This is a genomic window from Pandoraea sp. PE-S2R-1 (genome assembly GCF_002179865.1).
GTDB lineage: Bacteria > Pseudomonadota > Gammaproteobacteria > Burkholderiales > Burkholderiaceae > Pandoraea.
This window is the reverse complement of the sequence record NZ_NGUR01000007.1, coordinates 42,319-65,418: the sequence shown is the minus strand read 5'-3', so window position 1 is coordinate 65,418 and position 23,100 is coordinate 42,319. Positions and strand designations below refer to the sequence as shown.

The 23,100-nt window shown below is 63.1% G+C and carries 20 protein-coding genes and 2 tRNA genes; 12 read left to right on the top strand and 10 right to left on the bottom strand.

What is annotated here, in order from left to right; translation table 11 throughout:
- Positions 1 to 11 precede the first annotated feature (11 nt).
- On the top strand, positions 12 to 308 hold the full coding sequence (locus CDV44_RS02935; RefSeq protein WP_087686608.1) for a YciI-like protein: 297 nt from the start codon (positions 12 to 14) through the stop codon (positions 306 to 308).
- 118 nt (positions 309 to 426) lie between these two features.
- Here the strand turns inward: CDV44_RS02935 and CDV44_RS02930 are convergent.
- The 6 genes from CDV44_RS02930 to CDV44_RS02905 form a co-directional block, all read right to left on the bottom strand.
- Positions 427 to 502 (bottom strand) — tRNA-Glu (locus tag CDV44_RS02930).
- 15 nt (positions 503 to 517) lie between these two features.
- A tRNA-Ala gene (locus CDV44_RS02925) sits at positions 518 to 593 on the bottom strand.
- Positions 594 to 686: 93 nt separating this feature from the next.
- On the bottom strand, positions 687 to 1,892 hold the full coding sequence (locus CDV44_RS02920; protein ID WP_087686607.1) for a DSD1 family PLP-dependent enzyme: 1,206 nt from the start codon (positions 1,890 to 1,892) through the stop codon (positions 687 to 689).
- A 30-nt stretch (positions 1,893 to 1,922) separates the two neighbouring features.
- On the bottom strand, positions 1,923 to 4,991 hold the full coding sequence (locus tag CDV44_RS02915) for an FAD-binding and (Fe-S)-binding domain-containing protein (protein ID WP_087687179.1): 3,069 nt from the start codon (positions 4,989 to 4,991) through the stop codon (positions 1,923 to 1,925).
- 78 nt (positions 4,992 to 5,069) lie between these two features.
- Positions 5,070 to 6,347 carry an MFS transporter gene (locus tag CDV44_RS02910; RefSeq protein ID WP_087686606.1) on the bottom strand — a complete coding sequence of 426 codons (1,278 nt, stop codon included), beginning with the start codon at positions 6,345 to 6,347 and terminating at the stop codon, positions 5,070 to 5,072.
- A 356-nt stretch (positions 6,348 to 6,703) separates the two neighbouring features.
- Entirely contained in the window at positions 6,704 to 7,924 is a 1,221-nt protein-coding gene (locus CDV44_RS02905; protein ID WP_087686605.1) for an alanine--glyoxylate aminotransferase family protein, read from the bottom strand.
- A gap of 162 nt (positions 7,925 to 8,086) precedes the next feature.
- Here CDV44_RS02905 and CDV44_RS02900 point away from each other — a divergent pair, with 162 nt between their 5' ends.
- A complete protein-coding gene (locus CDV44_RS02900; RefSeq protein WP_087686604.1) occupies positions 8,087 to 8,803 on the top strand; it encodes a GntR family transcriptional regulator in 717 nt (238 codons plus the stop codon).
- A 68-nt stretch (positions 8,804 to 8,871) separates the two neighbouring features.
- On the opposite strand, the gene CDV44_RS02895 is transcribed toward CDV44_RS02900, so the two are convergent.
- Entirely contained in the window at positions 8,872 to 9,510 is a 639-nt protein-coding gene (locus tag CDV44_RS02895) for a flavodoxin family protein (RefSeq protein ID WP_087686603.1), read from the bottom strand.
- A 319-nt stretch (positions 9,511 to 9,829) separates the two neighbouring features.
- Positions 9,830 to 10,675: an IclR family transcriptional regulator gene (locus CDV44_RS02890; protein ID WP_087686602.1), complete on the bottom strand. Its 846-nt coding sequence runs from the start codon at positions 10,673 to 10,675 to the stop codon at positions 9,830 to 9,832.
- A gap of 287 nt (positions 10,676 to 10,962) precedes the next feature.
- Between CDV44_RS02890 and CDV44_RS02885 the strand changes: the two genes are divergently transcribed.
- The 10 genes from CDV44_RS02885 to CDV44_RS02840 all read left to right on the top strand — a co-directional run bounded on the left by CDV44_RS02885 (position 10,963) and on the right by CDV44_RS02840 (position 20,778).
- Positions 10,963 to 12,411, top strand: coding sequence for an NAD-dependent succinate-semialdehyde dehydrogenase (locus tag CDV44_RS02885; protein ID WP_087687177.1), 1,449 nt, complete (start codon positions 10,963 to 10,965; stop codon positions 12,409 to 12,411).
- 81 nt (positions 12,412 to 12,492) lie between these two features.
- Entirely contained in the window at positions 12,493 to 13,803 is a 1,311-nt protein-coding gene (locus CDV44_RS02880; protein WP_246185797.1) for an ABC transporter substrate-binding protein, read from the top strand.
- Positions 13,804 to 13,914: 111 nt separating this feature from the next.
- Positions 13,915 to 14,811 carry a branched-chain amino acid ABC transporter permease gene (locus CDV44_RS02875; RefSeq protein ID WP_058377720.1) on the top strand — a complete coding sequence of 299 codons (897 nt, stop codon included), beginning with the start codon at positions 13,915 to 13,917 and terminating at the stop codon, positions 14,809 to 14,811.
- Entirely contained in the window at positions 14,808 to 15,821 is a 1,014-nt protein-coding gene (locus CDV44_RS02870; protein WP_087686601.1) for a branched-chain amino acid ABC transporter permease, read from the top strand. The genes CDV44_RS02875 and CDV44_RS02870 overlap by 4 nt, the downstream gene beginning before the upstream one ends.
- 11 nt (positions 15,822 to 15,832) lie before the next feature.
- The gene (locus CDV44_RS02865; protein ID WP_087686600.1) at positions 15,833 to 16,606 is read left to right on the top strand and encodes an ABC transporter ATP-binding protein; all 774 of its coding nucleotides are present in this window, start codon (positions 15,833 to 15,835) and stop codon (positions 16,604 to 16,606) included.
- Positions 16,599 to 17,249, top strand: a complete 651-nt coding sequence (locus CDV44_RS02860; RefSeq protein WP_087686599.1) for an ABC transporter ATP-binding protein — start codon at positions 16,599 to 16,601, stop codon at positions 17,247 to 17,249. Before CDV44_RS02865 ends, CDV44_RS02860 begins: the two co-directional genes overlap by 8 nt.
- 75 nt (positions 17,250 to 17,324) lie before the next feature.
- Complete coding sequence (locus CDV44_RS02855; protein WP_087686598.1) at positions 17,325 to 18,485, top strand: iron-containing alcohol dehydrogenase; 1,161 nt, start codon at positions 17,325 to 17,327, stop codon at positions 18,483 to 18,485.
- 149 nt (positions 18,486 to 18,634) lie between these two features.
- On the top strand, positions 18,635 to 19,027 hold the full coding sequence (locus tag CDV44_RS02850) for a DUF1801 domain-containing protein (RefSeq protein WP_087686597.1): 393 nt from the start codon (positions 18,635 to 18,637) through the stop codon (positions 19,025 to 19,027).
- 14 nt (positions 19,028 to 19,041) lie between these two features.
- Positions 19,042 to 19,425 carry a DUF4180 domain-containing protein gene (locus CDV44_RS02845; protein WP_087686596.1) on the top strand — a complete coding sequence of 128 codons (384 nt, stop codon included), beginning with the start codon at positions 19,042 to 19,044 and terminating at the stop codon, positions 19,423 to 19,425.
- A gap of 639 nt (positions 19,426 to 20,064) precedes the next feature.
- Entirely contained in the window at positions 20,065 to 20,778 is a 714-nt protein-coding gene (locus CDV44_RS02840) for an autoinducer binding domain-containing protein (protein ID WP_249277384.1), read from the top strand.
- Here CDV44_RS02840 and CDV44_RS02835 read toward each other — a convergent pair.
- Both CDV44_RS02835 and CDV44_RS02830 read right to left on the bottom strand, forming a co-directional pair.
- Positions 20,745 to 21,512 carry an acyl-homoserine-lactone synthase gene (locus tag CDV44_RS02835; protein ID WP_249277383.1) on the bottom strand — a complete coding sequence of 256 codons (768 nt, stop codon included), beginning with the start codon at positions 21,510 to 21,512 and terminating at the stop codon, positions 20,745 to 20,747. The genes CDV44_RS02840 and CDV44_RS02835 overlap by 34 nt on opposite strands.
- Before the next feature lie 151 nt (positions 21,513 to 21,663).
- Positions 21,664 to 23,100: a hypothetical protein gene (locus CDV44_RS02830; protein WP_087686595.1), complete on the bottom strand. Its 1,437-nt coding sequence runs from the start codon at positions 23,098 to 23,100 to the stop codon at positions 21,664 to 21,666.

Genomic DNA, 23,100 nt, shown 5'->3' with positions numbered 1-23,100 from the left:
GAGACACCCTCATGCATTACCTGCTGACTTACGAACTCGTCGATGACTATCTCGACCGGCGCGCTGACTATCGCGACGCGCATCTGGCGCTCGCGTGGCAAGCGGTGGATCGGGGTGACTTGTTGCTGGCGGGGGCATTGGAAGATCCCGTCGACACGGCGGCATTGCTGTTCGAGGGCGAGAGTGCGGCGTCGGCCGAGGCGTTCGCCAATGCCGATCCATATGTGCGCAACGGGCTGGTGAAATCGTGGTGCGTGCGGCCGTGGAAAACTGTCGTGGGGAAGATGGCGAGTACGCCGGTGCGCTGAAGGTGAATTTCTGCGGCACAAAAAACAAAACGCGCTTGGCGATGAAGCCAAGCGCGTTTGCCGACAACCGATTATCTGACGTGCAACCGGAGCTAACCGAGTGTCACGCCGATGAATCTGGCGTCCCCTAGGGGATTCGAACCCCTGTACTCACCGTGAAAGGGTGATGTCCTAGGCCTCTAGACGAAGGGGACTTAAAGTCTTCCGTTTGGTGGAGGTAAGCGGGATCGAACCGCTGACCTCTTGCATGCCATGCAAGCGCTCTCCCAGCTGAGCTATACCCCCGTGCGGCGAAGAAGTGAGACTATAGCGCAGCTTTTTGAAGTTGTGAAGCCCCCTCTCCAAATTTTTTGGAGAATTTCGACAACACCCGAGCCTTTACTGGCTCAGCCCGCGCGCCTCGATTGCCCAAAGCGCTTCAACACGTCCGTGCCGTACGGCGACATACCGGTCATACAGATTCACCGTCGGGTCGCAGTGCCCCGGCACCAGCAGAATCGTCTCGCCGAGCCACGGTGCACTGTCTTCGGTCGCCGACGCCAGCTCCAGTACGCCGTGTTCGTCGGAGGCCGTACGGTAATGCGGCTTGCCCGCTTGCTGCGACGACCAGAACCGCGGCAAGCCCGAATCGGTCGCCACGCTCTTGAGTCCTGCATCGCACACTATCACGCCCGGACGCGCGGTGCTCATTACCGTCGACGCGAGGAACAACCCGTGCCGGAAGCGCCAGTCGTCGCGCCATTCGAGCGAGCCGTAATGCCCGTCGAGAAACGCGTACGAGCCCGGCTGAATCTCGGTGTACACACCGCTTTCGATATCGAATTCCGCCGTGCCGGTGCCACCGCCCGTCACGACCGGGCACGTGATGCCGCGCGCTTCGAGAAACCGGACATACGCGGCCGCTTTGTCTGCCGCCTGCCGCGCTGTGTCACGTCGCAGATCCCAACTGGCGATGTGCTGTGCGCTGCCGTGATACGCCTGCAAGCCGCCGAAGCGCAGCCCTTCGTAGTGATCGATGGCGTCGACCAGTGCTGCCACCGCATCGGTCGAATCCACCCCGCAACGTCCCTGCCCCACGTCGACTTCGGGCAACACGGCGATGCGTACGCCCGCGCGCTTGGCCGCCATGCCCAGCGGTGCGACCTGACGCACATCGTCCACACAAACCGACAACGTCACGCGCGCGGCCATCGCGACAGCCAGTGAGATGCGCGCTTCGCCGACGAACTCGTTACTGATGTGGATATTGCCGATGCCTGCGTTGACGAACGGAATGGCCTCGGTGACTTTCTGGCAGCAAACGCCGACGGCACCGGCCGCCATTTGCGCACGGGCAATGCTGGTCGACTTGTGCGCCTTGGCGTGCGGGCGCACCGCCACGCCTCGGGCAGCGGCCGCGCTCGCCATGCGTTCGATGTTGGCGTCGAAGGCGTCGAGATCGAGTACCAGCGAGGGCGTGGCGATCTGGGCGAGCGCGTCGCCCGCCTTCGCCACGGGCGGTACGGCAATGCCGCCGACTACTGGCGGCACGAGAGAAGACACTACAGAAGCAGACGTCGAAACAGCGTTGACCGAATCAGGCATGACAATCCTTTGACGGAAGCGCGCGGCAAATTACGCAGACAGCGATGCGGGCAGCGCCTTCGCCAGCACGCGCGCCACATGGAGCGCCTGCGTGTGCGCACCATCGTGAATCTGATGACGGCAACTGGTGCCGTCGGCCACGACGATGGCATTGGCGTTACGTTGCCGGACTGCGGGCAACAAAGACAATTCGGCCATCGCGCGCGAGGTGTCGTAGTGCTCGGCCTCGTAACCGAAACTGCCCGCCATGCCGCAGCATGACGACTCGATCGATGATACCTTCAGCCCCGGCAGCCAACCAAGCACCGCCGTGACCGGCGAGAACGCGTCGAACGCCTTCTGATGGCAATGACCGTGCACGAGCGCCTCACCGACGCCATCGGGCAACGCTTGCCAGTCCACCGAAAAGCGGCCTGCCTTCTGCTCGCGAACCAGAAATTCCTCAAAGAGGAACGCGTTATCCGCCACCGTGCGTGCGGAGTCGCCAAAGCCGTAGCCGAGCACTTCATCGCGCAACGACAGCAGACACGACGGCTCCAGCCCCACGATTGGCACGCCGCGCTCGACGTACGGCAACACCGCATCGAGCAACCGGCGCGCTTCGGACTTCGCCTCATCCACGAGCCCGGCTGCCAGGAACGTACGTCCGCAACACAACGGCCGCTCACCCTCACGCCGGTTCACGTGCACCGTATAACCGGCCGCTTCGAGCACCCGCTTCGCGGCCAGCGCGTTCTCGGGTTCCATGTAGTTGTTGAACGTATCGACGAAGAGCAGCACTTCACGCTCACCCTGCGCGGCCTGACGCCCATTCGCAAGATTCGGGAGCGGTGCCTGCGCATCGAGGAACGACCGCCGCAACGCCGGCACCGAGCGCTCCAGCGCGAGCCCCAGCCAGCGCTTGGCGGCATTCCCGCCCGGCAGGCGCTGTGCGGCATCGAGCAGGCCGCCGACGCGGCTCGCCCACGGCGCATAGCGCGGCAGATACGCAATCATCTTGTCGCGCAGCGACACGCCGTGCCGCTTCGCCCGTGCATGACGGGCTTCGATCTTGAAGCGCGCCATGTCGATCCCCGTAGGGCAATCGCGCTTGCAGCCCTTGCACGACACGCACAGATCGAGCGCTTCCTTGACGTCGTCGCTGGCCAGCCCGTCCTCGCCCAACTGCCCCGACACCGCGAGGCGCAACGTGTTGGCCCGCCCGCGTGTGACGTGTTGTTCATCGCGTGTAACGCGATAGCTCGGGCACATCGTGCCCGCGTCGAATTTGCGGCAGTGGCCGTTGTTGTTGCACATCTCCACTGCCGACGCGAGGCCGTTCGAGGCGTCGCTGCCGGTGCCGGGCGCGGTCTGCTGGCCCGTGAGCGCGTCGCGCTTCACGTTCCACGCGCTCCAGTCGAGTGCAGGTGTCAGCGGCTTGGCCGCGTATCCCGGGGCGAAGCGGAACAGCTCGCGCGAATCCATCTTCGGCGGGCGCACCATCTTGTCCGGGTTGAAGCGATTCTCCGGGTCGAACAACTGCTTGATCTCGCCAAACGCCGCATTGATGCGCGGTCCGTACTGCCACGCCACCCATTCGCCGCGACATAGCCCATCGCCGTGCTCGCCGGAGTAAGCGCCCTTGTACTCGCGCACGAGCGCCGCCGCTTCCTCGGCAATCGCGCGCATCTTGTGCGCACCGTCGCGGCGCATGTCGAGAATCGGACGCACGTGCAGCGTGCCCACACTCGCGTGGGCATACCACGTGCCTTCCGTGTCGTGACGATGAAACACTTCGGTCAGCCGCCGCGTGTACTCCGCCAGATGTTCGAGCGGCACCGCGCAGTCTTCGATGAAGGACACCGGCTTGCCGTCGCCCTTCATGCTCATCATGATGTTCAGGCCCGCCTTGCGCACTTCCCACAGCGCCTTCTGCGGCCCGGCCTCGGGCATCTTCACGACACTGTCGGGCAAGCCGAGATCGCCCAGCAAGGTAGAGAGATCGTCGAGCTTTGCGCGCAGTGCCGCCGCGTCGTCGCCTGCGAACTCCACCAGCAAAATCGCCTGCGGATCGCCCACAAGCGCTTTCTCGATCACCGGCCGGAAAGCGGCGTTATCCATCGCCAGATCGATCATCGTGCGATCGACCAGCTCGACCGCGACCGGCCCCAGCTTGACGATGTGCTGCGTGAGATCCATCGCCTGATAGAACGTGGGGAAGTTCACCACGCCCAGCGTCTTGTGCACCGGCAGCGGCACGAGCTTGAGCGTGATCTGACGGCTATACGCGAGCGTGCCCTCGGAGCCGACCAACAAGTGCGAGAGGTTCGCCACGCCGTCGTCGGTATAAGCGCGCGGGTTCAGGCAATCGAACAGATCGAGGTTGTAGCCCGCCACGCGACGCAGCACGCGCGGCACACGCTCACGCAGTTCCGCTTGCTCGCGCAAGGCAATCTCGTGCACGCCCGCCAGAATCGCCTGCGTGCGGGCGTGCGTCGGCGGCGTATGCAGCGAGCCGAAATGCAATTGCGCGCCATCGGCCAGCACCGCGTCGATGCCAAGCACGTTGTGCACCATGTTGCCGTACTCGATGGAGCGCGAACCGCACGAGTTGTTGCCGGTCATGCCGCCGATCGTGCACTGCGCGGCGGTCGACACGTCCACCGGAAACCACAGACCGTGCGGCTTGAGCCACGCGTTCAGATGATCGAGCACGATGCCGGGCTCGACCGTCACCGTGCGCGCTTCGGCATCGAACGCCACAACGCGGTTGAGCCACTTGCTGTTGTCGATGACGAGCGCTTCGCCGATGGTCTGGCCGCACTGACTCGTCCCCGCCCCACGGGCGAGCACCGGCACGTGCTGATCGCGCGCGATATCGAGAGCGCGGATCAGGTCGTCCTGATCGCGCGGCACCACCACACCGATCGGGAATATCTGATAGATCGACGCATCGGTGGCATAGCGGCCGCGGCTCGCGCGGTCGAACAGCACTTCACCGCGCAATTCGCGGCGCAGTCGTTCCTGCAACGGGGTCAAGGCCACGCCGCCGCGTTGCATCGGCATCAGATGCACGGGCTGGAGCACGGAGGAAGCGGAGGATTTCGATTGCGGATTCATGACGTTGCTGGCGTTGAGCTGGCCTGAGGCGTCGCTGCGCGGGCGGGCCAACGCCCTACCCGTGCAGGAGAATGTGGCTTAAGCCGGTTGGCGCGTAGTACTTGCGCCCTTCGCTTCACCGGCGCTCGAGAACTTGCTCTCGGGCTGCATGCGGAAGGCGAGGATAACGCCCACCCCCATCAGGATCATGCTGCCGAGGAACGGCAGTTCCCAGTTGCCCGTGCGGTCGATCAAATACCCCGAGATCACCGGCGAGAGGATGGCCGCGAGCGCCGAGCCCGAGTTCATCATGCCGCTGGCCGTGCCCGAGTATTCCGGCGCGATATCCATCGGAATCGCCCACATCGGACCGATCGTCATTTCGGCGAAGAAGAAGCCGAATGCGAGGCATGCCATCGACACGTACAAATGGTGCGTGAACATCATCGGCACCAGCGAAATCAGCGTGAGCAGCATGCACACCGAGACCATCCAGCTACGTGCCTTCTTGAGGCTGCCGGTGCGCTCGTAGAGCTTGTCGGTCACGATGCCGCCAAGCGTATCGCCGATCACCCCGGCAAAGAACACGCTGGAGGCAAACAACACCGATTTCTTCAGATCGAGGTCGTAGCTATGCAGGAAGTATTGCGGAATCCACGACAGGAACAGCCACAGCGTCCAGCCGTAGCAGAAGTACACGATCGTGACCGGCAGCATGCGCTTGAACAGCGGGCCCCACGGCACCGACGGGCTCTTGGCCTTCAGCGCCGGCAGCACGGCGAGCTCTTCAGTCGTAATGCGCGGATGATCTTGCGGACGCTCCGTGAACGTGAAGCCCCACACCACCACCCATACCAGGCTCACGATGCCGCACAGATAGAACGACTCGCGCCAGCCATGCGTGGTCATGATCGCCACGACCACCACCGGTGCCACTGCGTTACCGATACGCGAGGCGGCGTGCGTGATGCCCTGCGCAAAACCGCGCTTTTCCTTGGGAATCCAGCGCGACATGGCCGATGTGGCCGCCGGGAACGTTGCCCCTTCGCCCAAGCCCAGCAACAGACGCGCGAGCAACAGCGTGACGAGACCACCTGCCATACCGGTGAGAATAGTCGCGACGGCCCACAACGCACCGCATACGAGCAGCGTGCGCTTGGCGCCGAAGCGATCGCTCACCCAGCCGCCGATGATCTGGAAGACGAGATAGGGATACGCGAAGGCCGAAAAGACCAGACCGATTTCGGTCTTGTTGAGATTGAATTCCTTACCGAAGCCGGCCGCGGCCGTGCTGACGTTGACGCGATCTAGGTAGGTGATGAAATACATGACGCATAGCATCACCAGCACGACTCTCGTCGCTCTGAAAAGCTTCATTGCATGTCTCCTGAAACAGCCCGTAGGGCGCGCCCGTTCGCAGCAGGCGGCGCGTGAGGTGTTGCGGCGGCGCGGGCAGGTTCTGTGACATGGCCCGGCGCCGGCTGAATTGCAAGCAAAGCATTCACTGCAAGGGCGTGCATGGCATACCCCGTAATTCCCGCCTGTTTCCCGAAAGCTGCCTCAGGCAAAGGCGTTCAACGACCCGCTCAACGACCGGCAAGCCAGCGGAAAGCCGCCGCTCAAATCGGCAAACGCCCCGATCAACGATTCGGTCTGCGACAGAATCGGCCTCCAGATCGGGGCGCTGCGTTAGGGCTTGTTCACCGTGATCGCCGGGTCGTTCGATCGCCAGATCAGGCGGCGGCCTTGAGCGACGGCGTGCTCTTGGCTTCGGCCAGATGGGCCATCGCCGCCACCACCCCCGAACCCGCCAGTTTCACGCCCGACAGTTGCAGGCCCATCTCGCAACCCGCGAGCGTGGCCATGAGCGTGAGATCGTTGCAATCGCCCAGATGGCCAATGCGGAACATCGTGCCGCGAATCTTGCCCAGCGCCTGACCGAGCGACATATCGAAACGCTCGTAGATGCGCTTGCGCACTTCATCGGCATCCACGCCCTGCGGCATCACCACGCCGGTGAGCACCGGGCTGTACACCGCCGGGTCCTGACACTGAATCTCGAGACCCCACGCCTGCACCGCACGGCGGGTGGCTTCGGCCAGACGCTGATGACGGGCGAACACGTTGTCCAGCCCTTCTTCGAAAATCATGTCGAGCGCTTCCGACAGGCCGTATAGCAGGTTCGTGTTCGGCGTGTACGGCCAGTAGCCGTTCTTGTTGGCTTCGATGATTTCCTGCCAGCCCCAGAATGCGCGCGGCATCTTTGCGTGGCGGCCAGCTTCGAGTGCCTTCGGCGACACTGCGTTGAAGCTGATCCCCGGCGGCAGCATCAGACCCTTTTGCGAGCCCGAGACGGTGACGTCCACGCCCCATTCGTCGTGACGGTAGTCCGCCGAGCCAAGACCCGAGATCGTATCGACGAGCAGCAGCGCGGGGTGACCGGCGGCGTCGATGGCACGGCGCACGGCCGCGATATCGGAGGTCACGCCGGTCGACGTTTCGTTATGCACCACGCACACGGCCTTGATGCCATGCGAGGTGTCGGCGCGCAGACGCGCTTCGATCATCTCGGGCTTCACGCCCTGACGCCAGCCGTCGGTGCCCGGCAGGCCGATGAATTCGGGCTTCAGGCCAAGGTTCTCGGCCATCTTCTTCCACAGCGTGGCGAAGTGACCCGTCTCGAACATCAGGACGGTGTCGCCGGGCGAGAGCGTATTGGAGAGCGCGGCTTCCCACGCACCCGTACCCGATGCCGGATAAATCACCACCGGCTGTTCGGTCTTGAAAATCTTCTTGATGTCAGCGAGCACCTTGCGGCCCAGCGCGCCGAACTCCGGGCCGCGATGGTCGATGGTGGGATAGCTCATGGCGCGCAGAATGCGATCCGGCACCGGACTCGGTCCGGGAATTTGCAGGAAGTGGCGACCCGAGGGATGGAAATCGAGCTTCAACATGAACGACTCTCTCCTTTTGAATTTTGCATGCAAAATACTTTAGCAGAGCCGAAAATTCTCGCAAGGGGTGAGAAACACTTTTAATACAGGTGTTTACCCGGGCGGGACGGGACCGGGATTCAGTACGGTACAATCGCCGCCATGAAGGTTTGATGATTTTGAATGCAAAAGATGGAAGACTTGCCGACGATTACCGGAACCGAGATCCCACGCGTGGAACGCCTGCGTTTGCACGACACCGTGGTCGAACACCTGCGCAAGCTCATCATCGAAGGCGTGCTCGCGCCGGGGGTGAAGCTCAACGAGCGTGAGCTATGCGAGACGCTGGGTATTTCGCGCACCCCGTTGCGCGAGGCGTTCAAGGTGCTCGCCGCCGAGGGGCTGATCGACATCGCGCCGAATCGCGGGGCGAGCGTGGCACGCATGACGGAAAAGGAGATCTGGGAGACGTTCGAGCTGATGAGTGCGCTCGAAGGGTTTTCCGGTGAGTTGGCCGCCGAGCGGATGACTGCCGTCGAACTGGCCGAGATCAAGGCGCTGCATTACGCCATGCTGGCGTGTCGCGCGCAGCACGATCTGCCGGGGTATTACGCGCGTAATCAGGAGATTCACGACCGGATCAATGAAGCTGCGCGCAACGGGGCGTTGCGCCAGACGTACATTTCGATCAATCGCCGCTTGATGGCGCTGCGCTTTCGCTCGAACTTCCGCACCGACAAGTGGGACCGGGCCATCGACGAGCACGAACAGACGATTGCTGCGCTCGAAGCGAAAGACGGCAAGCGGCTATCGGAGATTTTGCGCAAGCACCTGCTCGCCAAGCGCGATGCGGTGTTGCAGATTCATGCGGAGCCGGTCGGGGACGTGCGCAACGACTAAGTGGATTAACTCGATTCAGTCGATTCAGTCGATCAAGCGCACACCTTCCCCGGCCGACGCCGGGCGCCTCACAGCCGGCGCTCGGCGGCCTCCCGCGCACGGCGTGCGAGCACCGCGGGCGATTCCAGCACTTCACCGGCCAGGCGCGCGACCAGCGCCGCCACACTACGGCCGTACTGCTTGCCTGCGATGACATCCGCCGGATCGAGCGCGTAAGCCGCATCGGCTTCCACCCCTTGGCCAGTCACGCTCACGAAGTCTTTGAGACGGCGGGCATGCAGCCCTTCGTCCGGCGTGTCCGGGTCTTCCGGGTCGGCCCACACCATGCCGTGCTTGGCGGCGAGTGCGGCGAAATAATCGAGCGTGTTGCGCTTGTCGTCGCCCGGACGGTAGCTGAACGAAAACCCGCCTGCCACCTTGTTTCGCCAGCTGCGCGCGCGCCACATATCCATCGTGGCATCGGCAAAAGCCTTGAGCGGCGCGGCGATCCCGCCTTGCAGCGCCGGAGCACCGAAGATAATGGCGTCGGCATTCGCCAGACGCGCCAGCATCATTTCGTCGTGCCACTGACCGTCGATCAATTGATGCGGTTCGATACTGAGTAACTGTGCGTGTGCACCGGCGTCGTTGACGCCTTGGGCAACCGAATGGGCAATCATGGCGGTTGCGCCGCCTTGCGAGTAGTAAACGATTGCGATATTGGACATGGCGTAGTGCTTCCTAACTCAGGATGTCCGCCCCATGGCACCGCCCGGATCGCGCTTCCCTTCGCTTCCGTTGGCTGTCTGGACATCAGTCAAGGCCAGATGATGCCAGCGATAACCCTTAGGGGATAGCCCGCATTCGTGAACATGACTGTTCCGTAAACGATAACAATCGGACGGCCACGCCACGCTGTCCGGGTCATTACATTGTTCTGACAGAAAAATGGCGCGAAGCTGACAGCGTTCGCGCCTGAGGTTTGCCGCACTCGCCCGATAACCGGGCCGCCGACATGGGTTTTGCGTCGGGCTTCAGCGCTCGACGTCAGCGTCGGGCCGGTGCGCCCAACCGCATCGACAACTGGTCGGCCAGCTCGCGCATTTGCCGGCCAATACGTTCGCCCGTGACCGCGTCGATTTCGTTGGTCAGAAAACTCACCGCCAGCCCCGCGACCGCGTGCTCGCCCGACGCGTCGAAGACCGGCGCGCCAAAGCAGATCATCCCCTCCCGCATCTGACCGTTGTCGATGGAATAACCATCGCGGCGCACCTGCGCCATTTCTTCGGACAACGCCGGATACGTCGCCACGCTCGCCTTGGTCAGCGGTGCCGGCCACGCACCGGCCAGCAGATCGGCGACTTCGTGCGAGGGCAGCGTTGAAAGCATGGCCTTGCCGGTGGCGGTATAGGGGGCGGGCAAGCGCATGCCGATACGGAACGTCACACCCAACGGACGGTTGCCGTTGTGACAGGCGAGATAGATCACCTCGGCGCCATCGAGCACCGACAGCGTGACGGTCTCCTGCGCAAACGCCCGCGAATCCTCCCACACCGCGCGGAACTCCTCGGTGATGTTCGTCTGCGACAGGAACGCGTTCGCCCATCCCATCACGTACGAGCCCATCGTCATGCCGCCATTGGCGTGGCGTTTGACCAGCCGCAGCTTGACCAGCGTGTCGCACAACCCGTGCAGCGTGCTCTTGGGTACACCCGTCTCGCGCGCCAGATCGGCCAGCCCCACGGGCTCGCTCGACGCGGCGATCACGTCGAGGATATTCACCGCGCGCACGACCGCCGGGGCCGTGGTCTTGAGCGGCTCTGCCTCGGGAGCCGCGTTGGCATGGGCGGCGAGATTCGTGTTGGCGGGGACGTCGAGTTTGCGCTTGGGCATGTATCGGAAATCGGCTTCAGGGAAGTAGGTAACTGAAAAACGGCGTGAAACAACGGCTCGCCCGGTGGCGTGCCGCCAGCATGGTACGGGGAAGTCATTCTCATTCCGCCCTAGGAAAACCACCTAGTTGCACCGATACCGTTCAATACGTAGAATTCAATTCAATACATAGAATACCGTTCAATAGATGGAACGGCAAGCTACGGAGCCGAGTGAGCGGAGACCTCGGTGCCAACGTGGCGCGTCATGCCATCAACGACTTCTGCCGGCGTCCCCGGCCCACCACCATGCAACTCAAAGACACCACCCTCTTCAAGCAACTCGCCTGGGTCGACGGTCAGTGGATCGCTGCCGACAGCGGCAAGACGTTCGACGTGCTCGACCCCGCCACGGGCGAAGTGCTGGCCCGCGTGCCGGAACTCGGCGCGGAAGAAACCACGCGTGCCGTGGCTGCCGCCGAAGCCGCCCAGAAGCCGTGGGCCGCCCGCACCGGCAAGGAGCGCGCCGCCGTGCTGCGCCGCTGGTTCGACCTGATGATCGCCAACACCGACGATCTGGCGTATCTGATGACCCGCGAACAGGGCAAGCCTCTGGCCGAATCGCGCGGCGAAATCGCCTACGCGGCCAGCTTCATCGAGTGGTTTGCCGAAGAAGCCAAGCGCATTGACGGCGACGTGCTGGCCACCCCGGCGGCTGACAAGCGTCTGGTCACGATCAAGCAACCGGTCGGCGTGTGCGCCGCCATCACGCCGTGGAATTTCCCGGCCGCGATGATCACGCGCAAGGTGGCGCCCGCCCTCGCCGCCGGCTGCGCCATCGTGGTGAAGCCGTCGGAACTCACCCCGCTGTCCGCATTCGCACTTGCCGAGCTGGCCCATCGTGCCGGCATCCCCGCAGGCGTATTCCAAGTGGTGACGGGCGACGCACGTGCCGTGGGTGGCGTGCTGACCGCGCACCCGACTGTGCGCAAGCTGTCGTTCACCGGCTCGACCGGCGTGGGCCGTCTGCTCATGGCGCAATGCGCACCGACGATCAAGCGTCTGTCGCTGGAACTGGGCGGCAATGCCCCGTTCATCGTGTTCGACGATGCCGATCTCGACGCTGCCGTCGAAGGCGCGATCGCCGCGAAGTATCGCAACGGCGGCCAGACGTGCGTGTGCGCGAACCGTTTCTATATTCAGGACGGCGTGTACGACGCCTTCGCCGAGAAGTTTGCGAAGCGCGTCGCCGAAATGAAGGTCGGCAACGGTCTGGAAGACGGCGTGGTCATCGGCCCGCTGATCGAAGGCAAGGCCGTGGAAAAGGTTGTGACGCTGGTGGAAGACGCCAAGGCACGAGGCGGCCGAGTACTTGTCGGCGGCGAAGCACATTCGCTGGGCGGCACGTACTACACGCCGACGATCATCGCCGACGCCACCTCGCAAATGCGTGTGGCGCGCGAAGAAATCTTCGGCCCGGTGGCCCCGCTGTTCCGCTTCACGCGCGACATCGACGCCGTGGCCCTCGCCAACGACACCGAATTCGGTCTGGCTGCCTATCTGTATACGCGCGACATCGCCCGCGCATGGCGCACGGCCGAAGCCCTCGAGTACGGCATGGTCGGCCTGAACACCGGGCTGATCTCCAACGAAGTCGCCCCGTTCGGCGGCATCAAGCAATCCGGGGTGGGCCGTGAAGGCTCGCACTACGGCATCGAGGAATACCTCGAACTGAAGTATCTGTGCCTGCAAGTGTGATGCCCGGTACGAACAGGCACCCACTAACGGCACTAGACCGATAACACGACACAAGTCGCAATACCACCAAAGGAAACCAGTATGAAGCGCGTGACCCAGCGCGGCATGAAGCCGCTCGCCCTCGCTATCGCGACCTTCGCGGCCGCCGCCGGCATTGCCTCGGTTGCCGCTACGGCACAAGCCCAGACGCCGGCCGTGAAGCCGATCAAGATCGGCATCGTCACGTTCATGTCGGGCGCCGCTGCCGGCCCGTTCGGCGTGCCCGCCAAGAACGCTGCCGAAGTGACGGCCGCAGAACTCAACGCCGGCAAGGTGCCCGCACCGTACGCCGCCAAGGGCTTCGGTGGTGCACCGATCGAGCTCGTCTACATCGACGAAGCCGGTAGCACCAGCAAGCAAGTAAGCGAGTACCGCAACCTGCTGAATCAAGGTGTGGACTATGTGGTCGGCTACACGTCCTCGGGCAACTGTCTGGCGATTGCGCCGGTGGCCGAAGAAATGAAGAAGGTCACGCTGTTCTTCGATTGCGGCACGCCGCGCGTGTTTGAAGACGCGAGCTTCAAGTACGTCTTCCGTCCGGTCGCGACCGCGACGATGGATAACGTGGGCGCCGCCCGCTATGTCGCCGAGCGCAAGCCCGATCTGCAAACGTACGCCGGCATCAACCAGAACTACGCCTGGGGTCAGGACGCGTGGGCCGACTTCGAAGGCACGCTGAAGTCGCTCAAGCCGAACGCCAAGTCGGTCAGCTCGCAAATGCCGCAACTGGGCGCGGGTCAATACAACGCCGGCATCTCGAGCCTGCTCGCCGCCCACCCGGACGTGCTGCACTCCAGCTTCTGGGGAGGCGATCTGGAAGGCCTCGTGGTGCAGGCCGGTCCGCGCGATCTGTTCAAGAAGTCGCTGACGGTGCTGACCGCCGGTGAGACGGCCACGCACGGCAAGACGCGTCTGCCCGACGGCGTGATCATCGGTGCACGTGGCATGTACGGCATGTTCGCACCGGACAACGCGCTGAACCGCTGGCTGCGCACGGCCTACAGCGCCAAGTTCAACGACACGCCGAGCTACCCGTCGTACAAGATGAACCAGAGCATTCTCGCGCTCAAGGCCGCTTACGAGAAGGCACAGGCCGCTAACGGCGGCAAGCAGCCGACGCCGGAGCAGGTCATCGCCTCGTTCGAACACCTCGCCTTCGAAGCCCCGGCCGGCAAGATCGGTCTGACGCTGGGCAAGGGTCACCAGGCCGCGCAAGGCACCGCGTTCGGCATCGTGAAGAACGTGAACGGCAAGGTCACCGTGACGGACGTGAAGCAGTACTCGATCGCAGAAGTCACGCCGCCGGAAGGTGTGAAGTCGGCCGACTGGATCAAGGGCGGTCTGAAGCACTAAGGCCATCGCGCCTTCGCCGCTTCAACGTAACAAAGCAAGCTTGAGTCGTACCCGCAGGGCGGGCGCCGTGTATCACGCGCTGCCCGCTCTGCGTTCCAAGGAGAATGCGAGATGTCGCAGATCTACGCCGTCCTGGTGGACGGGGTGATGTACGCCGCGTGGCTGTTCCTGGTTGCTCTGGGACTGACCCTCGTCTACGGCGTGCTGAAAATCTTGAATATGGCGCACGGCAGCCTCTACGCGCTCGGCGCGTACGCTGGCGTGACATTGATCGGCCCGTGGGTTGCCCAGGGCGGCAACCTCTACGTGAGCTACCTGTTGCTCGTGCTGGCGGCGATGGTCGCGGGCGGGGCCATCGGTTTCATCATGGAGCGCGGCGTGCTCAAGCGCTTCTACGGGCAAGACCCGGTGGTGCTGCTGCTCGTCACTTATGCGCTCTTCCTGATCATGGAAGACGCGATCAAGCTCGTGTGGGGCGTCGACCCGTACACCGTCTCCGAGCCGTACAGCTTCCTCGGCAACTTCGACGTGGGTGACCTCTCGTACCCGAACTACAACTTCCTGATCGTGGGCGTCGCGCTGATCGCAGGCGTGGGCCTCACGACGTTCCTGAAGTTCACCCGCAGCGGCCGCTTGCTGCGCGCGGTGATTCACGATCGCGAAGTGAGTCAGGCGATGGGCATTCGCGTGAGCCGCTACTTCGTGATCACGTTCATGGCAGGTGCCGTGCTCGCCGCCATCGGTGGCGCACTCACGGCACCGACGGTCTCGGTCGCGCCCGGCATGGGCGTTGAAATCGTGGTGCTGACGTTTGCCGTGGTGGTTATCGGCGGGCTCGGCTCGCTGCCCGGCGCCGCGTTCGGCGCGCTGCTCGTGGGGCTGGTGCGCGCGAGTGCCGTGCATTACTGGCCGCAAGGCGAGCTGTTCTCGATCTACATCGTCATGGCGCTGGTGCTCGCTGTGCGTCCCAAAGGCATCTTCGCTCCGATGGAGGCTCGCAAGATATGAGTTCCGCAATCTGTTCTCACCTGCGCGCGCCCGGCACGTGGCTCGCGGTGATCGGCTTCGTCGTCATCGGCGCGGCGGGTCTGGCGCTGCCGCAGTGGCAGTTTCTCGTCTCCGTCGCGTTGTCGAAAGGCATCGTGGCGCTGGGTCTCGCGCTGTTGCTGCGCACGGGTCTCGCCTCGTTCGGTCAGGCGTTGTTCTTCGCGGTCGGCGCTTACTGCGTCGGTCTCGGCATGAACTTCTACGGGCTGACGGAGTTGTTCGCGCTGCTCGCGCTGTCGATGATCGTGTCGGCAGTGCTCGCGTTCGTGCTCGGCTTCCTGCTCGCGCGTTATCGCGACATCTTCTTCGCCATGCTGACGCTGGCGCTGTCGATGATCTGTTACGGCCTGTTGCTCAACAACGTTGAGCTTGGCGGCAGCGACGGCTTCAACGTGAACGCCCCGACGCTGGGCAGCAGCGCAACGCCGTGGCAACTCACGGGCACCAACCTGTTCGCCGTGGGCTTTATCGCGGCAATCCTTTGCGTGATGGTGGTGGCGCTGTACATGCGCTCGACACCGGGGCGTCTCGGTCCGGCGATCAAGGATAACGAAATCCGTGTGGAGTATCTGGGCACCTCGGCACGCCGGAACATTCATCTGACGTACATCATCGCCGGCGCGCTCGCCGGGCTGGGCGGCGCGTTGCAGGCGTTCAACATCGGCCACATCGACCCGGACATGGCGTTCTGGACGACGTCGGGCGAGTTCGTCTTCATCGCCGTGCTCTCCGGCACGCGCTTCGCGTTCTCGCCGTTCATCGGTGCCCTGCTGCTCGAAGTGGCACGCGCGATGGCCTATCGCTATGCACCGAACACATGGCAAATCGTGATGGGCGCGATCATGCTGGCGATCATCGCGTTCCTGCCGGGCGGGCTCACGAGCCTTGGGCTGGGCCGTCGCAAGACAGCGGCCGCACACCCGGTCACGCAAACGAAGACGGCGCGCGCCTCGGGCGACGCGACGGCATGAGGGCTGGCGAGATGGCATCGAATCACATCATTGAGGCTACGGGCCTGTACAAGACCTTCGGCAGCGTGACACCTGCCCGGGACATCACGGTCAATATCGACGCGCAAAGCGTGGTCGGGCTGATTGGCACGAATGGGGCAGGCAAGACCACGTTCGTGAACATGCTCACGGGCTACATCAAACCGGATCGCGGCGAGATCGTGTTTCGCGGCAAGCGCATCACGGGGCTGGCGCCGCGCAAGATCACGCGTCTGGGCATTGCCCGCTCGTTCCAGATTCCGCAACTGTTCGGCTCGCAGACGGCACGCGAGAACATCGAGATTGCACTGGCAATTTCGGGGCTGTCTGCCGATCTGGCGAACGAAAGTCTGGCGCGCTTGGGCGTGCTGGAATTTGCGGACATGATTTCGGGCACGCTGCCCGAGGGCGTTCGCAAGCTGCTGGACATTGCGCTGGCGATGGTCTGCAAGCCGGAAGTGCTGCTGCTCGACGAACCGACGTCCGGCGTGGCCGCGGAAGAAAAGTTCGACGTGATGAACCGCGTGCTGGACGCCGCGCGCCTGCTCGGCATCACGGTGCTGTTCGTGGAGCACGATATGGAAATCGTGCGCCGCTACAGCGACCGCGTGCTGGCCTTTTGCGACGGCCGCATTCTGGCCGACGGCACCCCCGACGTGGTGCTGGCCGACGCGCAGGTGCGCGAGTTGATCATCGGCGAGACGGTGGCCGCAGTGCCTGCGACCGACGGCTCGGCCACTACCACGGGCGAGGTGGCCCATGCTTGAAGTCAAGAATTTGAATGTGCGCTTCGGCGCGACAGACATTCTGCGCGGGGTGCAGTTCTCGGTGCCCAAGGGCGCCATCGTGGGTCTGATCGGCCGTAACGGCGCGGGCAAGACGACGACGCTGCGTGCAATCATGGGGCTGGTGAAACCGGCCTCGGGCACGCTGACGTTCGACGATGTGGATCTGGTGCGCGCACCGTCGCATCAGCGCACGTCGCTCGGCATCGGCTACGCGCCGGAAGACCGCCGCCTGATTCCGGACATGACCGTGGAAGAGAATCTCTGCGTGCCCGCGTGGGCCCTGAAGGCGAAGGACGTGCAGACGCGTCTCGACGCGGTCTACCGCATCATTCCCGAAGCCCGTGAATGGGCGCCGCGCCGTGCCTTGCAATTGTCGGGAGGCCAGCAGAAACTGGTGGCCGTCGGACGCGCATTGATGACGAGTTCGCGCCTGCTGATGCTCGACGAGCCGTTCGAGGGCGTGGCCCCGGCGCTCTCGAAGCGCATTGCGGAAGTGATCGGTCAAATGCGCGGTGCAGGCCTCGCCGTGATTCTGTCGGGCGCCGACCTGCAACACGCGGGCGCGGTGCTGGATAACGTCTACCGTATCGATCGCGGCCAGATGGTCGCGGCGTCTGTCTAGTTTTGTCGCGTGCGGCACGCCGATGCGTTGATGCATTGATGTGTGCCGCGCGCAGTCACCAAGAGGAAAACGATGATGAATCCGTTTCGTTTCCAGACGGTCCCCACCGTCATTGTGGAATTTGGTGCAGCCCGCCGTCTCGGCGCGCTGCTGCGTGAACAGTTTCCGTCGGGCAAGCGCCTGTGCGTAGTGACCGACGGCTTTCTGCACAAGAGCGGTCTGCTGAACCCGGCACTGGCCGATCTGACGAAGCATGACTGGCAAGTGTCGGTGATCGACGACGTGATCGCCGATCCGCCCGAACATGTCGTGCTCGAAGCGGCCGAACGTGCGCGCGCAGGCGACGCGGAAATCGTGCTCGGGTTGGGCGGTGGTTCATCGATGGACGTGGCGAAGCTGCTCGCCGTGCTGCTGCCGGGCACGCAGTCGCTCAAGGACATGTATGGCGTGAAGAAGGTGACGGGTACGCGCCTGCCGCTGGTGCAGATGCCGACGACCGCCGGCACGGGCTCGGAAGTCACCGCCGTCTCGATCGTGACGACCGGCGAGACGACGAAGATGGGCGTGGTCGCACCGCAACTCTTCGCCGATCTGGCCATTCTCGACGCGGAACTCACGCTCGGCCTGCCGCGCGCGGCGACCGCCGCCACCGGCATCGACGCGATGGTGCACGCCATCGAAGCCTATACGTCAGCCCATCTGAAGAACCCCGTTTCGGACATGCTGGCCGTCAAGGCCCTCGAACTGCTCTCGCGTAACCTGCTGCCCGCCTGCGACGACGGCAACAACCGCGACGCACGCGAAGCCATGCTCGTGGGCGCCATGTTCGCCGGTCAGTCGTTTGCCAACTCGCCCGTTGCCGCCGTGCACGCGCTGGCTTACCCGATCGGTGGCATCTTCCACGTGGCGCACGGGCTCTCGAATGCACTGGTGCTCTCGCACGTCATGCGCTTCAACGCCTGCGCCGCCAGCAAGCTGTATGCGGAACTCGCCGACGTGATCCTGCGCGACAACGCCACCGGCAGCGATGAAGCCAAGACCGATGCGCTGATCCGCCACATCGAATCGATGATCGTGGCGACCGCCATTCCGCGCACGCTGCGTGAAGTCGGTGTGAAGCAGGACGACATCGCGCGGATGGCCAGCGACGCGATGCTTCAGACCCGCCTGTTGGTCAACAACCCGCGTGAAGTCAAAGAAGCGGACGCGTTTGCCATCTATAGCGCTGCGTTCTGATTCCGCTTCCCTTGCGCCCGTCCTCCGGGACGGGCCGCAGCGCATGCCCCGCGCCCTGATGCGCCCCTCCCCGTTTTTCTCCCCGATTTCCTCTCGTTTTACAATGTGCGCTCCCGAACGCCTGTCGCGTTCCCCCGGAGGCACTCGCCATGAAGAAGCCCCAGCCGGAGACTCCCCCCGCGCCCCTTGATGCTGCCGCACTCATCGACGCGCGCATCGCAGAACTCGGTGACTGGCGCGGCGACATGCTCGCCCACGTCCGCGCCATCATCACGAAGGCCAATCCCGGCATCACCGAGGAGTGGAAATGGCGCGTGCCTGTCTGGTCGCTCGACGGCATTCTCTGTACCGGCGAATCCTATAAGGCCGCAGTCAAGCTGACCTTCGCCAAAGGTGCCTCGCTGCCCGACCCTGCCAAACTCTTCAACGCCAGCCTCGACGGGAACACCCGCCGGGCCATTGATCTCCATGAAGGCGACACGGTGAACGAGAAAGCGCTCACCGCCCTCATCCGTGCCGCTATCGCTGCCAATCAACCCTGATACCGATTTTGCCCATGCTGCAAGCCCTCAACCCTCGCGATGAGATCGTCACGCTCGACGCTCGCCCCGTTCTGGTCTGGAACGCCCCCGCGAACACGCTATCCCGTGAAGCCGACGTCGGCGACCTGCTGAGCGCCGCATGGGAGAACGATGTGGACTGGGTCGCCCTGCACACCCACGTGCTGCACGACGACTTCTTCCGGCTCGAAACCGGCCTCGCGGGTGCCATTCTGCAAAAGCTCGTGAACTACCGGGTCAAGCTGACCATCATCGGCAATATCGACGCTTGGCTGGCGCGCAGCGAAGCATTTCGTGCTTTTGTCCGGGAAACGAATCGGGGCACGACTGCATCATTTGTTGCAACGCTTGATGAGTTTTTACCGAATCCCGAAGCATGAATTTCGGCAATTATTGAACAAACGGACCAGTGATTAACAAAAACTCGAAAAATAAATTTCCAATTAAAAATTAATTGGTTACGAACAAATACGCGTTAATTTTTAATTTTCCAGTTTCAAAAAATCGTAACCAGATTACTTCGCACCTCAAAAAAAGCGACGAAATGCCGCCCGCCAAGGGCTTCGGTGTCCGTCGCACTTCAACTGCCATGACTCAGCAAACGCTGACATTTTGTCGAAACAAGAACCATTCAATCAATGTGTAACGATTTTAGAAAGACCTCTTGAAGCGCAAGAGATTGTCTCGGAACCCGGACAAATAACGCATTGACTCTCCGGAACCCGGTGATATCCTTCATCACATCGACGTACGAAATAAACCGGACTACCAAAAATAATGGCGACCGGAATTTAAGTTGAAACATCCGGTGCAGACAATGCGCCCCGTCAGAAAATAGATTGTCCGGGATTGCGGGAACCCCACGGTTACGCCCTTCGTTACCAAGTCCGACGTGAATGCACACCTCAGGGCCGACGCGGCCAAGACCGCGCTGGAGGCGTGTACGCGATCGAATCAGGGCGCCGCACGCCAGACCGTCATCCGCAACATGATCGGAAGTCCCCGCCCCTGGAGGCGTCATGTCTGCCTTGATGCATCTGCTCGAAACGATTCACGACGATCGCGTCGACATCGACGACGCGCAAAAGCTGTTTCAACGGATCGTCAACTTCTCAAGCCGCATCGGCTTCGAATATTGCTGCTATGGCTTTCGCAGTCACCGCTCGGCCACGCAAGCGGAGGTTCGTGTGTTCGACACCTACCCGACCGGCTGGATGTCGCACTATTGCAACCGAGGCTTTCTCGATGTCGATCCGACGGTGCTGGTCGGTACGCAGAGTGACAAGTTGATGCTGTGGCGCGACCCGGCGATGCCGCGCGCGGACGCGTTCTGGCGGGAAGCCGCCGACTTCGGTCTGAATCACGGTGTGGGGCGTTCGAGCTGGGGACCACATGGTGAATTCGGTCTGCTGAGCTTCGGGCGAACGCATGACGCGCTATCCCCTTCCGAGTTGCAATCGCTCAACGTTGGCATGGGCGTGCTGGCGAATTACACGCACGAGTCGATGAGCCGGCTGCTCCGGCCGCAACATCCGCCCTTCGACATGGACTCGCTCTCGGCACGCGAGCGCGAAGTGTTGCTCTGGACCGCAGAAGGCAAGACCGCCGACGAAATCGGCGACATCCTCGGCATCTCGGCACGCACGGTCAACTTCCATATCCGCAACTGTCTGGACAAGACCGGCTGTCGCAACAAGGTTCAGAGCGCTATCCGTCTGGTGATGTGGCGCTGATTCTCGCCTGAAGGTACGGCCGGCAAGGTGTCGGCGCCGGCTGGAATTTCAGTGGATGCGTCGGTTAATGCATCGGCGCCGGTGGCGCGCATCAACCCAAGCGCCGCCAGTGCCACCGCATCGATGTCGATGCGATAAGCCGCTACCCAGCGCCCGTCGATGCGATACGCCACACCCAACTTGTGGGTCGGCACACCAAGGCGCACGAACAGTCGCGCCAGGCTCACGTACGTCACGCCAACGAGCCGGTGCGCACCCAGCGCACGCGCGGTAAAGATGGCAGCCCGCAGCAACTCCCGTGCCCCTTGCGCCGATTGCTCCAACGCGACTTTCGAGCGAGGCGTCCACACGTCGGCAGCTTCCAGCGCAAATCGCGACAACTCCCACACAGCGTCCGGAAACGTGGTTTCGGGGTCGAGGCTCAAGGCCTCATCGAGCTGGCGTATTTTCGGGTACTCGAAGACGACGGCAGCCGGCATGTCGTCGACGAGATGCCGGAAGTGATCGCCAAGCAGAAAGTGACGGGTGGCAGGCAGCAAGCGTGCGCAACCGACGATCGCGTCACCGTCGCCGCGCAGGGTCACGTACACCGTATCGTCGTGGTCGTACTCGTCAGATTCTTCACCGATTGTCGCGCGGGCAGCCACTGGCGATGCCGGAACACACCACCCCAGCTTCTGAACGAAGACCCGATGCCGGAAGCGGGCGATCTCCGCGCGCGTCGACGGCATCATCTGTGCGCCCCTCAAAACATCTACCCGCATCGCATACCTCCGTCGACAGGCTGGATGAAACAAGGGTATCGGCACCAAAAATGGGCGGAAACTGTCAACGTTGACAGGTGCCGCCTTCCATTTTTCAGACCCACGTGCTTTCAAGTATCGGTCAATATTCCGAATTCCACCAATGCAGATTCGTACTGCGTGCCCCGGGCGCAATGAAGATGGCACCGGGCAACAACGCACCGTCCTGTTGCCCGGGGTCGTATGTGAAGATGGCCCCCGGCGCCGCCGAGAGGGTGACCGACACAATCGGCATGAACCGGCCGGTGACGGCCATGTAATCCTGTTGAACGTACTCGGTCCCCGGCAAGTTCTCCGCGCCCGTGTAGAAAAGCGATTCCAGCGGGATCTGGGTAGGAATGTCCTGCGGCCACGCGGCGAGAATGACTTCGTTGTGCTTGTCGACGAACGATTTACGCAGGTCGACCAGTACGCCGAACTGTGCGACCGACGGCGCCAGACCGCACCCGTTGCCGTTCGCCCATGTCGCCAGATACTGGGCCGCCGTGGAAATCCCCAACGCATCGCACAGACGCGCATCGCCTTCGGTAGAGCAACTGTCGGGACGCTGCGCAGTCACGGCATTCACCGGGAACGAGCAGCGCCATATCACCGGATGCTGTGCGGGCGCCGACAGCTCTCGCATGATGATGCCGACCCCGCCCGTGGTCAGGGTCATGTTCATGTCCACGCGCGCATACGAGAACGAAACGCCATTCCGAGACACGGAGTTGGGGCTCGGATTCCACGCATGGAACGCGGTGCCGAAACCGGTATTCCGGATCAGTACCCCCGAGCATTCATAACCGGGCAAATTCCCCGGGCACGTGATCCGGGTATCGAGATAGCGCGCCTCGAGCTGCTTCGCGACGGCGTATCCCCAGTCGAGTTGATCGCGCTCGTCGAAGCCGAACGCGGTCGCAGCACCGTCGCCGATCGACGCCTTCAGAATGGGCACCCATTGCCCGGTGCCGTCGAAATACTGTTTCTGATAGCGCAGTGCCTCTGCCAATTGACCGCCCGCAGCGACGTCGTAATAAATGGCCTGCACTGCGAGGCTTGCGGGGGCGCTTGCGTTCCAGAGACTGACGCCCGCTGCACTGGCGTTCGCCGGACACGGGGTACAGGGCGGCAACGGGCTCTGAACCGGTGGACAGCCGCAAACCAGCGCGTAGGGTTTGCCATCCCCCGCAGCCGTCGGTCTGTCCGCCAGCACAAAACCCACAGAATCCGGCGGATTGACGCGCGGCAGGTCCTGCCTCGCATAGCTCAACTCGGCATAGCCCGCAGCGACATCATCGGCACTCAGGCGCCAGAAATTGCCCCCCGCGCCATCGCGTGGCGCGGTGCGCAACAACACTCCGGAGCACTCGTAGACGGGGCTGTTGACGAAGCATTTCGATGGGGTGTTCCGGTATCGCTGGTTGATCAGATGCGCCACGTCCGCACCATTGAGCGCAAGCGCCGGGAGTGCCAGCAGCGCAAGCCATGCGGTGACGAGCCCGCCAAGCGTCATCATCAATACGCGACGGCTGAACAT